Origin of the sequence: Roseiconus lacunae, assembly GCF_008312935.1 — a bacterium.
GTDB lineage: Bacteria > Planctomycetota > Planctomycetia > Pirellulales > Pirellulaceae > Stieleria > Stieleria lacunae.
In genome coordinates this window covers 348,883-362,991 of the sequence record NZ_VSZO01000009.1, presented here as the reverse complement: position 1 = coordinate 362,991, position 14,109 = coordinate 348,883, and the positions used below count along the sequence as shown (strand labels likewise).

Here is a 14,109-nt window from a genome sequence, read left to right as displayed (position 1 = left end):
GCTAACACCATCCGGCCAATCCTGATTTCAGATGTCGATGAAGCACTCGTGCTTCGTCTCGAATTAATATTTGAGTTCGGCTCATTGGCCGACGGGCGTTGACTTCGTTTATTGCCGGCAACCGTGGCTGACGCCATGCGGCTAATCCCGATTGCAGATTTTGACCAACCACTAGCTCGAATCTTCGACATGCTATCAATGATCAATCAAACAATGCTGAAACGATTTGTGCTGTTGGCGGCGGGGGCGTGCGTAGCGACGACAGGCTTCGCAAAAGACGTTCCCGACAAGGTCACCTTCGAGGAACACGTCAAGCCTATCTTCCGGCAACACTGCTTGAATTGCCATCACCAAGGCGACAAGAAGGGTGGCCTGGCGCTTGACACATTTGGGTCCGTCATCGAAGGCGGTGGCAGTGGCGAAGTCGTCTACGATGATGGCGACTTGGAAGGCAGTCGACTTTGGCAATTGGTCAGCCATGCCGATACACCGATCATGCCACCGAATCAGGACAAGTTGCCGGAGCCTCAGTTGGCGATCATTAAGGCCTGGATCGAAGGCGGGATTCTGGAGAATTCAGGGTCGAAAGCAAAGAAGAAAAAGGCGAACGCGCTTGCTTATGTTGCTTCGACTGGCGGTAAACCCGATGGGCCAGTCGCGATGCCCGAATCGGTTCCTTTGGCAACACCCGTCGTGACCGAACGTGCGAGTGCGGTCACCGCGATCGCTGCCAGCCCGTGGGCACCCCTGGTGGCCGTCGCGGGGCAAAAGCAAATCGTGCTCTATCACAGCGAGAGCGGAGAGCTACTTGGAATCTTGCCGTTTGAAGAAGGAATTGCGCAGGACCTGAAGTTTAGTCGAGACGGTAGTTATCTAATCGCTGGCGGCGGGGAGCATTCGTTCCAGGGACTCGTCGCAATCTACGATGTCAAAACCGGTGAGCGTGTGGCAAGCGTGGGCGATGAATTAGACACTGTCTTTGGTGCCGACGTGAATGATTCGATGAGCCGTGTCGCCTTGGGAGGGCCGCAAAAGATGCTGCGGATCTTCGATGTCGCCAACGGAGACATGCTTTTTGATTTGAAAAAGCACACCGATTGGATCTACACGGTTTCCTACAGCCCAGACGGAATTCTGATCGCATCGGGAGATCGCTCCGGTGGTCTTTGTGTCTGGGAAGCAGATACCGGTCGGCTGTATTTGGATCTGGCTGGGCACAAAGGGGCGATTCATTCGGTCGCTTGGCGTGATGACTCAAACGTATTGGCCAGTGCCAGCGGCGACGGGACCGTCAAACTTTGGGAAATGGAAGGTGGCAAGACGCTCCGATCCATCAATGCTCATGGTGGCGGTGTCACCAGTGTGAAGTTTGATCATCAGGGGCGTCTCGCTACCGCGGGTGTCGACGGTCGAGCCAAACTGTGGGCCGCCGACGGAAAAGAGTTGAAGAACCTTCAGCAGGGTAGCGAAGCGATGTTGGAAGTTGCGATTACCCACGACGGCAAGCGTCTGGTTTATGGCAATTGGAACGGCGATGTCTTCAACACGTCTGTCGATGACCCCAAAAATTTGGTCAGCTTGCGACCGAATCCTCCCGCGACCGAAGTTCGCTTGGAATCGGCAAAGACAAACCTTGCTTCGGTTCAGCAAAAACTTGCTCCTGTCAAAGCTGAACTTGAAAAAGCAATCGCTGGTTTGGAGGCAGCCAAGAAACCTCTGGCTGAACTCGACCAGAAAATTGCGTCTCTGAAGAAACTTTCGGCCGAGAAGGAAGCTGCCGCGAAAGCTTCCGAGGCTCAAGTTGCTGACCTTGATGGCAAACTTCCTGGCGCATCGAGCCTGACTCGCGACCTGCAAGACGAAGTCACCGCCCTTCGCGTTGCCCTGAAGGCGGATCCGGCAAAAATGTCAGCACTCGCAGACGCCGAAGAGAAATTTGCGGCAAAGCTAGTCGAGATCGCAAAGCTGAGGCGTCAACGTATCAGTGAGCAGGCGGCGATCGGTTCGCACCGACAGCAGTCAGCCGCACATATGGCGGAGGCTGAAAAATTGGCCACGACGCGAGGTCCCCTAGAGCAAAAGATTCAGCAGGCCCAGCAACTTGTCGACTCGACCAAAAAATCGTATGACCAGATCGCGGCAGAAGCTGCGGAAGTTCAAGCGAAGATCAATCGGATGATGGCGAACGTCAATTAGACATTTGCCAAATGAACGCTTCGTCAAAATTCAATACGGCAGTACTTTCACGCAATCGGCGGTGTCGATTTGTTGACCATCGCTAACGCCTGCGGCCAATGAGTGATTGCAATGATAAGAGTTCTGACGAAGCACCGACATCGAAGGTTACTGGCATCGTTCGTTGAAATCGTGACCGACTGCGGTCGGAACGTGCGAGTGAGACGGACATCCCTCAATTGTTTAGAGTCGCGTTGGATGCCGATTATGCCAACTCTGTCGACCTAATCCGGGTTTTTCCCCCTCTGTCGTGCCAGACTTGCAGTCGGCCCCTTGGGATTATCGAGACGTCTCATCTAAACTGTGGAAGACTCTTGAACCAGAGGTCCGTTTCCCCACTCGTGATTCGCCGATTATCCGATGGAACTAATCATTCTCCGATGCGTATTCTTGTTGTGCGCGGGCGGAGTGTCTTGGATTATCAACACGGCTTTACCAAGTGATGCGGATATCAATCCGTATTTGGTGTTTGTTGGGATCATGGGAATCGCCGTTGTGGCGATCATGGGTGATATCTTTATCTCCAGCAAACGGATTGATTCGATCTCGGCGGTGTACTTTGGCGTCTTGATCGGATTCCTGCTGACGTATGTCTTGTGGATTGCGCTTGCACCGCTTTTTGCACAGTCGTTATTGCTCGGTAACGCGGTCAAACTGATTTTGGGGATGTTGCTTTGCTACATCTGTACGAGCATTCTGATTCAGACCAAGGATGACTTTCGTTTTCTGATTCCGTATGTCGAATTTGTCCGTGAAGTGAAGGGGTTCAAACCTTTGATCCTTGACACCAGCGTGGTGATCGACGGTCGAATTGCCGACTTGGTCAACACCGGTGTTTTCGACAATCAGTTGATCATGCCTCGATTTGCATTGAGCGAACTGCAGGCGATCGCAGACAGCAGTGACAAATTGCGGCGGGTGCGTGGTCGACGTGGGCTGGATGTATTGAACCGAATGCGTGCCGACGACAACGTCGATCTGATGATCTTCGATCGTGACCTCCCGGAACTCGCCGGACAGACGGTTGATTTGAAACTGGTGCTACTCGCCAAACACCTGGAGGGGAAGGTCGTCACCGGCGACTACAACTTGAACAAGGTGGCGAAGTTACACAACGTTCCGGTAATTAACCTGAACGAAATCAGCAACTCGCTACGCCCCGTCTATCTGCCTGACGAGACGTTCAAGGTACGGATCATTAAACCGGGCGAAGGTGCCGAGCAAGGCGTAGGCTACCTGGATGACGGCACAATGGTGGTCGTCGAAGGCGCTCGCAATCGCATCGGTCAAGAACTCGATGTCCGTGTTACCAGTACGCTTCAGACGAACGCGGGTAAGATGATCTTCGCCAAATACGACACGAACTAACGCGAGCGAGTCGGTTGCTCGTGGGCCGTCTCGCCGCAGCCTGCGTGACGGAAATCGTGACATAGACGCGGCATGTCAATGAAAAAGGCTAAAGAAACACACGTTGACGCCATCGTCGCCAGATTACCTTCTCGAATCGTGCCGACGACGATTAAAGATTTCGTCTCTAATTTCAGACGGTGGCTGTAAGTCCAGCGTATCTCGGTTCACACCAAATCGCCTTTCGTCATCGTACTGCTGATAACGTTCGAGAGCCGTTTTTTCATCACGGTTGCGAAGCGCGGCGATGTGTCGTTCGACCGATTCGCGAGCCCAGGTTCGTAGCGTCGCGTAGACTGCCGCTTCACCGGCAAATTGGGTGGAGTAGCTGGTCAGTGCGTCCAGAGTTCTGAGCGCTTCGTCGTCTAGTACGCTTCTGAGTTCGTCGTATTCTTCGTTGGTCACACTGCGAAGACGTTGGGGACCCGACCGCCCACCGCGGTCTGAATCACCTCGCTCGGCATCACTATCCACTCGGTGATCGTTCCGGGGACCGTCGTCATTGCCTTTCCCCAGACCCTTCCCGTCGCGTTCTTTCGGGGGTCCCGGCGGCGGACCGTCCGGTGGCGGTGGTCCGGGCCGGAAGCCCATCGGGAAGCTCCGGAATCCGAACCGTCGGCGGCCCCGCTGCTCCGGGTCGTCGAGCATTTGATACATCGCAAACATTTTGAAAATCTCGGGATTATTGGACCCGGATGACAAAGTCTTTTGGATGTGTCTGGATAATTCTGGTGGCAATTCGTCGACACGTTTCAGAAACAAAACCTCCAGCCAGGAGAAGATTTGCTCGGACGTCGTTTCGCTGATCAGCTTTCCGGATTCGAACGATAGTTCCGCCATCGTGTATTGAATCGCTTCTTCGATCGCTGGCTTGCGAATCGAAGCATCTTCGCTGCGGACAGAATCACGCATTTCATCTGACAGGCCTTCGAGCCAGACCGATGCGATTTTCATCGTTTTAACCAGGGAGTCGCGTTCCTCGCGGGCGTTGACTTTCGTTGCCGTTTGCCGCAACTCGTGCTTGGTCGGTTCATCGTATTCCTGGAACCGCTTCCACTTGACGAGTAATTTCTCTCGTTGATCGCTTGGCAGAGATTGCAGCGCCGAAGTGATGCTTTCCCTGGGAAGTGATTCGACGGTCCGTTCGGGTTGCATGGACCGTTCGTTGATCTGTTCAATGGCCGAAGCCATCGCTTGCCACCGTGGGTTGGTAGCTAGCTCATTGAAAAACTTGAAGTCGGGACCGAGGCTGTACGCTTCCAGTTCCTGTGCGACGGCAAGGTCATCAAATTGCCGTTCGAGGGCGACGCGGCGGACGTAGTTTGTCGCGACAAGTCCGACAAGGAAAGCAATCGTGATGGCGACGACCGTGATGATCAGCCGGCGATTTTGCGTGAACCAATTCGCTTGTTCGCTCTGGCCGGGCGCAATGTCGGACACGACCAATTCAATGGTTGACTCAACCAGTTTTTCGTCGATCGATTCCCCTGGGATTTCGTCTAGCCAGTCCCATCCGGTTTGCAGCAGTTGCAGACGTTGACGAAAGTCAGGTTCGGCGACCAACCTTTTTTCGACCGATTGACGTTCTTCTTCAAGCAATTCGTTGTCGAGATAAGCGACAAGCAATTCGTCATCGGGATCGACCGGGTGGTCGTCAGTCAGCAGGACACTTTCACTCATGATCGTCCCCCGTTTTTGGAATCAGCCCCGCTTCGATGTAGGGCTGTAACAGTTCGCGCAAGTTGACCCGAGCGCGACTCAACAGAGACTTCACCGCTTTCGTGCTCAGACCCATCGTTTCGGCAATCTCGGCATAACTTAAGTTTTCGAATCGCGACAGCATCAATGCCGTCCGTTGCCGCTCGCCAAGTGTTTTGACGGCGTTCAGTACGATGTCGCCTCGTTCGGCGCCCTCGACCACGCGAGTCGGCATCAAACTGCTGGCTTCCAGTGCGGTCGCGGTCACGATTCCAACGGCGCGCGAACCGTCTCCGCCCGTCGGTGCGTCGACCTCGTTGACCTCTTGTCGCCGCCCCTGGCTTCGGGTTGCATTGCGGGCAACGTTGGCGGCAATGGTGAATAACCAAGTCGAAAACTTGGCACCGGGTTCGTAACGTACACGGGCGCGCCATACCCGCATGAATGTTTCTTGGGCCAAATCTTCGGCCATGTCAGCTCTCGGTCCCATCGCACGAAGCAATCGCACCAGACGCGGATGATATTTTCGTAGTAGTTCCTCATAGGCGGCGGCGTCATCGTTCTTGACGCGCAGCATCAATCGCACATCGGGATCCGATTGGCGATAACGCAGGGCAGTGGATTCGCTGACAGACAACCGAGAAACGCAACTCTAGAGGAAATAGGGCTGACCCTCCACGATTCCAGCCGAAATCCGTAGACTCGACCCATTCGATTTCGGTCAACGCTGAACGTCGCATGTTTGATCACGTTGATTCGTGGATGCCGCAGGCGGCCCACAACCTGAATTCTAATCTATCACGTTGAAACCCAAAACTTCGATCGAGTTTCGCCGAATCGCGTTCTCAAAAAGAAATCCGACGAGGACGTTTGGTAAACCGTCCGGCGTGATCTCAGTTTGACAATTGCGGTCTTTTTTCGGGGCGGTTTCGCCATCCGCCCAACAATCCGGCGAGTGACACTTCGACGGCGATAAAGACAAGCCGAATGACGATGGCCGACATCAACGCGACCGCCGGTCCGGCAACGGGCGCCAAGACAATCGTGAGTGTCAGTTCACGGACACCGGCTCCGCCCGGCAGCAACGAGGCAAATCCGACGACCATCGCCAATGACATCGCTGCGACCGAAGCGATAATCAACGTCGCGTCGGAGACCGTTTGAATGGATCCGGGGAGGCTGCGCACCACCAATGCAAACGAGCCGCCAATCAAAAACCATCCCGATACATGCCAACACCATGCCAACGAGAAGAAACGCCAACCATCACACAGGTGCCGCGTCGGCGAAACAGTGGTATCCGTTAGGGACGAATCCGATTTGAGGATATTGGCCTTTTGAAGCAACCGGCTGAGAATCGGTGGCGCGCTTATCATCGCCGCAGACATTCCACCGAGTAGCGAAATCCAAGCGATCCAGCGAGGGACCGGTAAAAAGAAAATTAGCCCACCCGCGAGCGCAGCCCCGACAGCCATCATCATGATCGTTTCCAAAAAGACTGCGGTCGATCCGATCAGCCACGAAGCACCGAGTTCACGTAGGCGTCCCGCACGAATCACAACCACCATCGCTTTCCCAGGAACATACTTTCCAAGGTGTCCGACGGTTTGAATCGAGACAGCGTCCCGCACCGAGATCGGTTTACCGAGCAAGCCGCTTGCCTCTTTCAATACCAAGCCTCCCGGGATCAAGCCGACCGCATAGACCAACGCGGCGGCGGCCAACGTTGACCAGTGGACATTGGCAAATGACGGTTGCTGATCGATGACGTCTTGACGTTCTTGTCGAAGCCGTTGTCGCTCTGATTCGATTTTCGCCGATTCAATCTTTCGATCGATCTGGGTAATCAAATCGACCGTGCGCTGTTGTTGTTCGGATAGCGAATCGAATGACTTCTTGATCGCGAAACCAAGTCCGGCGATGACGACCAACGCGATCGCTCCTTTCGCGAACGCTTTGACTGGCAATCTCATTCGGTTTCCGGGTATCGAATCGATTCCTTTTTCAGACGCACTTTCCATTTCTTGATGACTTCGTCGCGTCTGGATTGAACAATTTCTTCCGGGCGGAAGAACAGCGTTGTTCCACTGATGTCGCGAAGGTTCTCCGATGCGAGCACCCGTACGGGAACCGACGCCGATTCCAAATCATTGACCAACTCCGCATCCCCACCGGTTTTCAACTGATCTTGCGAATACCCGACGAGCAACCGGAAGATCGTGTCACCGTCCGCGTTGTCAATCGCTTCGTTCTGTCCCGCGATCGAGGTTCGAACGGCGGCCGCGTCTTCTGCGCCTCGCGCGATTACATCACGAACCGCATCGAGATGCGATGACCAATAGAGACGTTGTTTACCGACGCTGAACAAACCATCGACACCAAAAAATGCGGTCGCGTCACCAAAGGCGAGCATCGTCTTGCCCGCTAAGGCGGCGACTTCGTTGCGGCGAAATCCCAGTGCGACGCGAAGCGACAGTAACAAAGAATCGGAGTTCTCTCCTCGGACAAGTTCCAAGAGATCCGAAGCCGCTTGTGCTTCGAGCGACCCGGTGTCAACTTCGGCATCGACCCAAGTTGGCATGGCTTCCACTACCTCTGGTTTCGGTTCGGCAGTGCTTTCATCGCACAACGTCAATGTCACGGCGTTTTCTTCCGAGAGTACGAACGCTCCGGGAACGATACAGTCACCTCCTGTCGCACCGTCGGCCGTGTCGACCGCCGCTTGACCGGTCACGGATACGTCTCCAGACAAGCCGACCAGTTGCAAAGCTGTTTGATGGTTCGTCGAAATTAAGGGATCCAGACCGATCGGCCGCCGGTGGATGATCTCGTATCCGAAGGTGACCGGGCCTGATTCCGCGGTCGCTACCAACGCGATTCCGCCGACTTGCAAGACAACGCTGTCACCGGCCAAACCCAACTCGATCAGCCCTTTTCCGAATCGAGCTTCGATTGTCAGGGGAGCTTTGTTTTTCCAAGTGACTTCAGATGGGCCGACCATCGTCAAGTTTCGACCTTCGGTTTCGCCGATCTGAAAGGCCGCTCGATATTCTGGGCCGCAGACAATCGTCTGTCCTGTGCTGATCGTTGCGTCAGGCGGCAATAGCACCCAGTCATTTTTAAACAATACGCCAACCAAAGCGTTATCGGATTTCAGTGTCGCGATCGGAATCTTAGGGGCATCGGCCGGATCTTCAGTGGCATCAGGTGCCACCGTCGTCGGATCGGGGACTGGTGTTTCCATTGCCGGCGAGGCGGCGTCTGTCGGTGATCGGACATCCGCCATTGCCACCGATGCATCAGGAGTTTCCGCGGCGATCACATCCGGAGTCTGGCTCGGGATCGGAATCGGCGGTGCATTTGGATCAGGTGAATCGCCTGCCGGAACTGGGGGAACATCAGAAGGCGGTACCGGAGGCGCGTCTGCCATCGTCTCGGTTTCCACCGGCGAAGGCGATTCATCGCTTGATGGAGCTTCGGCCAACGATGAAGGAACCGGAGGTACTGATTCGTCGACATCGCGATCAACCGGAACCGGAGGCGCTTGGTCTGTCGGCGACGGAATCGAAGGCGATTCGGCTGGATCGGTCTCTGTTTCTGTGGTCGGCGAAACGGACTTGGGGGCATCGGTATCGGCACTGATGACGTCCGACATGTTTTCGTCATCACTTGTTTTGGAAGCTTGCGGCCCAACGAGTGGTGCGAACACCTGACTGATCGCAAAAAGCAGTACGCCAACCAATGCTAAAGACACCAACCAAGGCGTAATCCGAGACGGCCGGACGTCTCCTTCATAGAAGTCCGATCGTTCGAGTTCACGCAGCGGGCGGTCTCCGGCCATCGGGCTTCCATCGTCCATGAAATTCCCGGCTTGGGCGAATTGGATGGATTGTTCGCGTAGCTTCGTTGCCGCTTGAAAGACACCGCTATCGCCGACACCAACCGGTTGAACTTCACCGGGCAGTTGTGTCGCTTGTTCTGGCAGATTAGCCGGGATGTTCGTCAAGGCATCCGGCGAGACGTCGATACTCGACAAGTCAGTTTCTGCGCTTGGCGGCAAAGATTCGAGGGCAGCCGAATCAAGCGAGCCAAGTTCGTTTGGGGCGGCGATGTCTTCCGATACTGATGTCGCGCCGGTCACCGCAGGGCTTTCTAGGCCAGCCGGCTGAGACGGTGTCGCCGGGCCAGGGAGATCGACCCCGGAGTAACGCGGGCCGATTTCACCGGCGATCGCTGCGGAAGATGACTCGCCATCGGCAAATAGACGACCTTCACTGGGAGTGATGTTGCCACTTACGTCGACCATCGAAAAAATGCGATTTTTCAGCTCGTCAGACGCTTTGGCTGGGCGACCGAGCACCATCGTCAAAATCTGATGGCAGGCCCCCGCCTCGCCAAGACTGGGAAGTGAATCCAAGCAAGCTTTTTCGAGTTCGGCCACCTGTTCCGGCGAGAGCGTGCTATCGAGGTAGTCGCTCATCATGTTGGCGTCTTCGATCGGGTGAACCGAATCGGGAGCCGGCGCGGAAAGACTTGGGTTAGTAATACAGATCTTTATCGCTTTGACCAACTGAGTTGCCTGGCCGCTGCGTTCGAGTTTATCACGCAAGACTTCACGGTCTTGTGGTTCAAGCGTGTCGTCGAGGTAGGCCAGGAGGGTGCGTAGCGTGAGTCTCATTTCAGTTCACATTTGGGCGAGCTGTTTGCAAGAGGGGTGTCTGATGGTTAGTGACATCGAACGCCAAGATCCGTGCGATTTTTTTAAAAGAATTCAGAAAGATGAAAGTCGGCGAGGCGATTGCCGCGACGCTACCATCAGAATTCAAGGTAGCGGACACTCGGCGAAAGTTTCGGTTTGTCCAATCGAAATCGTAACGAACACCAGTCGGCTCGTCCTGATTTCGGAAGTTGACAAAACGCTATCCGAGAACTTTGGTCAGGGGCAAGCTCATGGTGATCGCCGCGATGAGCATCAGGAGTACGAAAGCGACCCAAACGATGCTAGCGATCGCGCCGACCATCCAGAATTGGCTGAGCGATTTCGCTCCCACGATCGTGGCAATGGGAGATCCAGATTCTGCCGCAGCTTTCATTTTCATCGAGACTTGGATCGCCAAGATTCCGACCGCGCTGCCGGCACCCGCGGTGACAATGAATAGAGAGGCGGAGAGGTAATCCGAGCGTAGTTTCTGACCGCCTTCGTTCAGTTTCAAAATCTGGACGACAAAGAACACGGCACAGCCGATCAGTAGACTGATCCCCAGGGCGAGGATCCAGCCATGGTTTTCTGCGATTTCTTTCGACAGGGCGGTGCCGGTCGGTCCGGAGGTGTCCGAATCGTCCGACGGAGGGCTTGAGACGGCGGCCGATCCACCGGCGGGCGCTTTCCCACCGAACAGCTCCGGCAGGACTTCGGAAGCAGCCTTCCACGTTTCCATGCCGTTTTTCCAAACCAATGAATCCTTCTTAAGGACTTTGGCTTCGGCATAAAGCCGCATTTGATCGAGCGACACAGGGCCTTGTTTTTCACCTTGCACGTGGGCATACCACTGGGCGGTGGCATTTTCATTCGGTGCGATGGCGCCACCAGATTCCCCCGGAGGCACGACAGATCCGTCTGCCGCCATGTCCCCTGCGGTAGAACCTGCGGGGGCCGCACGCGGGAAAAAATTGCCGAACTCTTCCGCTTTCGTCCAGCTGAGTCCGTCGGCGGAAAGTTCGTGCATGCGCGTCACCTGTCCGCGGCGGACCATCTCTTTGACTTTGTCCGGAGCGAGCGGACCGATCGTACGGCCTCGAAATCGAATGTAGACGCGTTCAATCGGAGTCATGCAGGTTGATTCATGCGAGGAGGCGTGCGAGCGTTGGAACGCCGAGCATCGGGAGCGATTAGTTGGGGAACAAAAACAGGGGGCGTCCGCCGATCAAGTCGACCGGGTTGGATGTCAGTTGGACATGTCCCTGATTCAGCTCCCCAATTTTGTTGAGCGAGGTTTCGACGGCGTTGTCTCGTGACGGTGCCGCAACGAAGATTGAGCCATCGACCTCGGGCAACTCATTGCGTAGATGATAGCTGATCTGATTGCCTTCGGTTTTGGTCAAGAAACCAATCCATGACAGACGCGATGCGGCAACCTTGGAATAGTCGCTAAGCGGGTCCTTAAATCGTGGGTACGCCGTACCCAATTCGGCTCGGATCGTCGATTCGACTTCTGTGGGAAGCTTGCCATTGAACGGTCGGGGTTCATACCAGCGGTTAAACGTATCGGCCCTTCGGTTAAGCATCGCCATCGTCTGAGGGATCGCGGCGGCGAGCCGCTCGCTACCTCGGGTGGCACCATCGAGCAACCGAAAGATCATCCACTCTTTGACACGGGCGTCGAGATCGGGTCGCTGGGTCATCACTTCGACAACCAATCGCAAAAACGTTTGTTCCCACAACGATGCGAAGTCAATCGCCCGTGCGTTCTGCTGGGCGATCAACCAATTGACCGATGCCATCGGTTCGTTCTTAATGTCGTCGAGTGGTCCGTCAAAGCCACGGTTGCGAACGGTGCCGGTCGAACTGGAGACGACCATCACACCCAGGCCACCGCTACGTTTCATCCGGTCCGCGTTGTCTTCGGCGTACGTTTTGGTGATCAGGAAGTCTTGGCCTTCGGCGGGAAGTGTGACAAGTTCACGAAGCGGGTGTTTTTGAAAGACGTTAAACGTCTCACTGAGAATTGCGTTTCGTCGCCGAATTTCTTCCATGGAGTCCGAGAATTTGGGCATCGCGTCAAACACCGGATTCGGAGCGACACGGTTACGCAACAATTCAGCCGATTCGACTAGCTCCGTCGCTTCGCCACTGGTCACGCCATTTTCGAGTCGCTGTGAAAGTCGCTCAAGCCACTCGTTGGTCCGATCAACGTTTCCCCAGTGGTCTTCTTCGTCGATCACGGTATCGAATTCAATAAAGTCACTGTCGGCAACCGTCCGGGTCGACAACTCACGCAGGCGATCGGCGTACTGTTCAAGCGATCGAGCGGCGGACAAGGAATCCAGTGCGTCGGCAAGCTGTCGTTCGGCTTGCATGGTGCGTTTCATTTGATCGATCGTCGCCGTTAATGAACTGCGTAGCTGTTCTTGCTTGGTCGTTGCGGCATCGGATCGCAATGGGTAGGAATTGGATAAACGGATCACCGACGTGCGAAGTTGTTCGAGTGCGGTTCGGTTGGCGTTGGTATTCCCGCGTGACTGTAGCTCACCAAAGGTCGTCCAATATTCACCGATCTTTTCGATCATCTCATCGCTCTGGGCGACGGCTTGGGAATCCATGTAGGATTGTTTGCGTTTCCGGATATCATCGATTCTCGCCCGTTCGCCGTCTGTTTTGGCAAGTTCTTCGAGTTGCGGAATCAATGATTCGTCGATCAACGCCGGATCGTCACTGTTGGCTTGTACGAGCAACGTTTCGAATCGCTCCTCGCGTTTCGTTTCTGATTCGACCGCCTTTTGGGCTTGCGAATGCAAGGCCACCATTTTGGGAAGCGACGTGACTTCTGGGGCGTTTGCGCGAACCGATTCGAAGAACGAAAGCGCTTCGTCATATCGGTTTTCGCTTACAAACCCTTCCATCAGGCGAACGTAATCGTCACGTTGTTTGGCTTGACGTGCCGAAGCGATCAATGAGTAGGCCGTGACCGCTCCGACGATGACCAACAAGCCTGCCGCGGCGGCGATCAGGGTCCATTTCTTTTTCGCACGCTTGACCGGTTCGTCGGCGAGCGTTTGCATTCGCGCGGCCAGTGCGTCGGGAACGGGTTCGCCAAAGCGAGTCGCTTGTTCGTAGGCATCTTGGATCTCTTCTGGCGAATGATTTCCATCAAGGCAGGACTCCAGCCTGTCGACCGCAATCGATCGTTCACTTTCCATCATCGATTGACGATCAAGATCTTCCAACCAACGCAACGTCGGCATCACCTGCGTTTGTAACGACGCCGGTACGTCGATGCTGTAATGGCTGCGACTCGCTTGCCACTGGGTTCGAAGCGAACGCGCGGTCGCTTCGTCGCGATTTTCAAAAGCCTCCGCCAATTGTGGCGCGATTAATCCCAGTTCGCGTTCCATGTTTTGTCGAACATGAGCTTCGGCGGCGAACTGGCTTTGTTCGATTAGGCGACTCGATGGTTTGACCCGCCACTGATCGGACGTTAGTTCTTCATTGAGAAGGTATAGCTGGCGAGAGTCTTCACGCTCCAAGGCTTGACGCAGTTCCGAGTCGATTTGTTGTAACCGGATCTTTTCCCAAGTCTCGACGTCGTCGCCCCAGACAGAATTGGCTGGATCGACGCGGGCGATTTGGCGGAGGGTTCGTAGACGAACCGATAGCGGAGCTTTTGCGATGGCCAGTCGACGATGCCGCCGTAGCAAAGCTTCCAGCGGCAGGCTATCGATGATCGCTTCATTGATCTGAGCGACATAGTCGACGTTTAATTTGGGCGGTAACGGGATCGCCAAGAACTGCAGGATCTCGTTCCACTCGTCCCATTCGGGAAATTCCAGCTCTGCCGCTTTTTCGAGGGTGTTGGGAGTCATCTCGACCCGTTGGATCGCTTCGCTGCGCAGGCCTTTGCGCAGCAGCATCACCGCTTCATCGAGACGCTGGTTGACCGCCTGAACTTCGACTTTGAAAGAGTCCGCCAAGGGGCGCATTTCTTCTTCCGCGATTCCGTCTCGCTTTTCGAGGGCGCGTCGAATCTTGTCAACGGTAGTGGGCATGACTCT

The 14,109-nt window shown here is 55.1% G+C and carries 8 protein-coding genes; 2 read left to right on the top strand and 6 right to left on the bottom strand.

Annotated features, from left to right (window positions below; all coding sequences use genetic code 11):
• Positions 1-198: 198 nt before the first annotated feature.
• Both FYC48_RS14040 and FYC48_RS14035 read left to right on the top strand, forming a co-directional pair.
• Entirely contained in the window at positions 199-2,196 is a 1,998-nt protein-coding gene (locus FYC48_RS14040; protein ID WP_149497327.1) for a c-type cytochrome domain-containing protein, read from the top strand.
• A 399-nt stretch (positions 2,197-2,595) separates the two neighbouring features.
• Positions 2,596-3,603, top strand: a complete 1,008-nt coding sequence (locus tag FYC48_RS14035; RefSeq protein WP_149497326.1) for a PIN/TRAM domain-containing protein — start codon at positions 2,596-2,598, stop codon at positions 3,601-3,603.
• 123 nt (positions 3,604-3,726) lie between these two features.
• Here the strand turns inward: FYC48_RS14035 and FYC48_RS14030 are convergent, their stop codons facing one another.
• The 6 genes from FYC48_RS14030 to FYC48_RS14005 form a co-directional block, all read right to left on the bottom strand.
• Positions 3,727-5,322, bottom strand: coding sequence for an anti-sigma factor family protein (locus tag FYC48_RS14030; protein WP_149497325.1), 1,596 nt, complete (start codon positions 5,320-5,322; stop codon positions 3,727-3,729).
• Positions 5,315-5,977, bottom strand: a complete 663-nt coding sequence (locus tag FYC48_RS14025) for an RNA polymerase sigma factor (protein WP_230776818.1) — start codon at positions 5,975-5,977, stop codon at positions 5,315-5,317. Before FYC48_RS14025 ends, FYC48_RS14030 begins: the two co-directional genes overlap by 8 nt.
• Before the next feature lie 256 nt (positions 5,978-6,233).
• Entirely contained in the window at positions 6,234-7,313 is a 1,080-nt protein-coding gene (locus FYC48_RS14020) for a lysylphosphatidylglycerol synthase transmembrane domain-containing protein (protein ID WP_160149518.1), read from the bottom strand.
• Positions 7,310-10,018, bottom strand: coding sequence for a hypothetical protein (locus tag FYC48_RS14015; protein ID WP_149497323.1), 2,709 nt, complete (start codon positions 10,016-10,018; stop codon positions 7,310-7,312). The genes FYC48_RS14020 and FYC48_RS14015 overlap by 4 nt, the downstream gene beginning before the upstream one ends.
• Before the next feature lie 241 nt (positions 10,019-10,259).
• The gene (locus FYC48_RS14010; RefSeq protein WP_149497322.1) at positions 10,260-11,171 is read right to left on the bottom strand and encodes a DUF4339 domain-containing protein; all 912 of its coding nucleotides are present in this window, start codon (positions 11,169-11,171) and stop codon (positions 10,260-10,262) included.
• A gap of 58 nt (positions 11,172-11,229) precedes the next feature.
• Positions 11,230-14,103, bottom strand: coding sequence for a hypothetical protein (locus tag FYC48_RS14005; RefSeq protein ID WP_149497321.1), 2,874 nt, complete (start codon positions 14,101-14,103; stop codon positions 11,230-11,232).
• Between the last annotated feature and the right edge of the window lie 6 nt (positions 14,104-14,109).

What these genes read in the sequence shown, in the direction of transcription:
- FYC48_RS14015 (WP_149497323.1), bottom strand. Translation starts at nt 10,018, where the DNA reads ATGAGACTCACGCTACGCACCCTCCTGGCCTACCTCGACGACACGCTT.
- FYC48_RS14020 (WP_160149518.1), bottom strand. Translation starts at nt 7,313, where the DNA reads ATGAGATTGCCAGTCAAAGCGTTCGCGAAAGGAGCGATCGCGTTGGTC.
- FYC48_RS14030 (WP_149497325.1), bottom strand. Translation starts at nt 5,322, where the DNA reads ATGAGTGAAAGTGTCCTGCTGACTGACGACCACCCGGTCGATCCCGAT.
- FYC48_RS14005 (WP_149497321.1), bottom strand. Translation starts at nt 14,103, where the DNA reads ATGCCCACTACCGTTGACAAGATTCGACGCGCCCTCGAAAAGCGAGAC.
- FYC48_RS14040 (WP_149497327.1), top strand. Translation starts at nt 199, where the DNA reads ATGATCAATCAAACAATGCTGAAACGATTTGTGCTGTTGGCGGCGGGG.
- FYC48_RS14035 (WP_149497326.1), top strand. Translation starts at nt 2,596, where the DNA reads ATGGAACTAATCATTCTCCGATGCGTATTCTTGTTGTGCGCGGGCGGA.
- FYC48_RS14010 (WP_149497322.1), bottom strand. Translation starts at nt 11,171, where the DNA reads ATGACTCCGATTGAACGCGTCTACATTCGATTTCGAGGCCGTACGATC.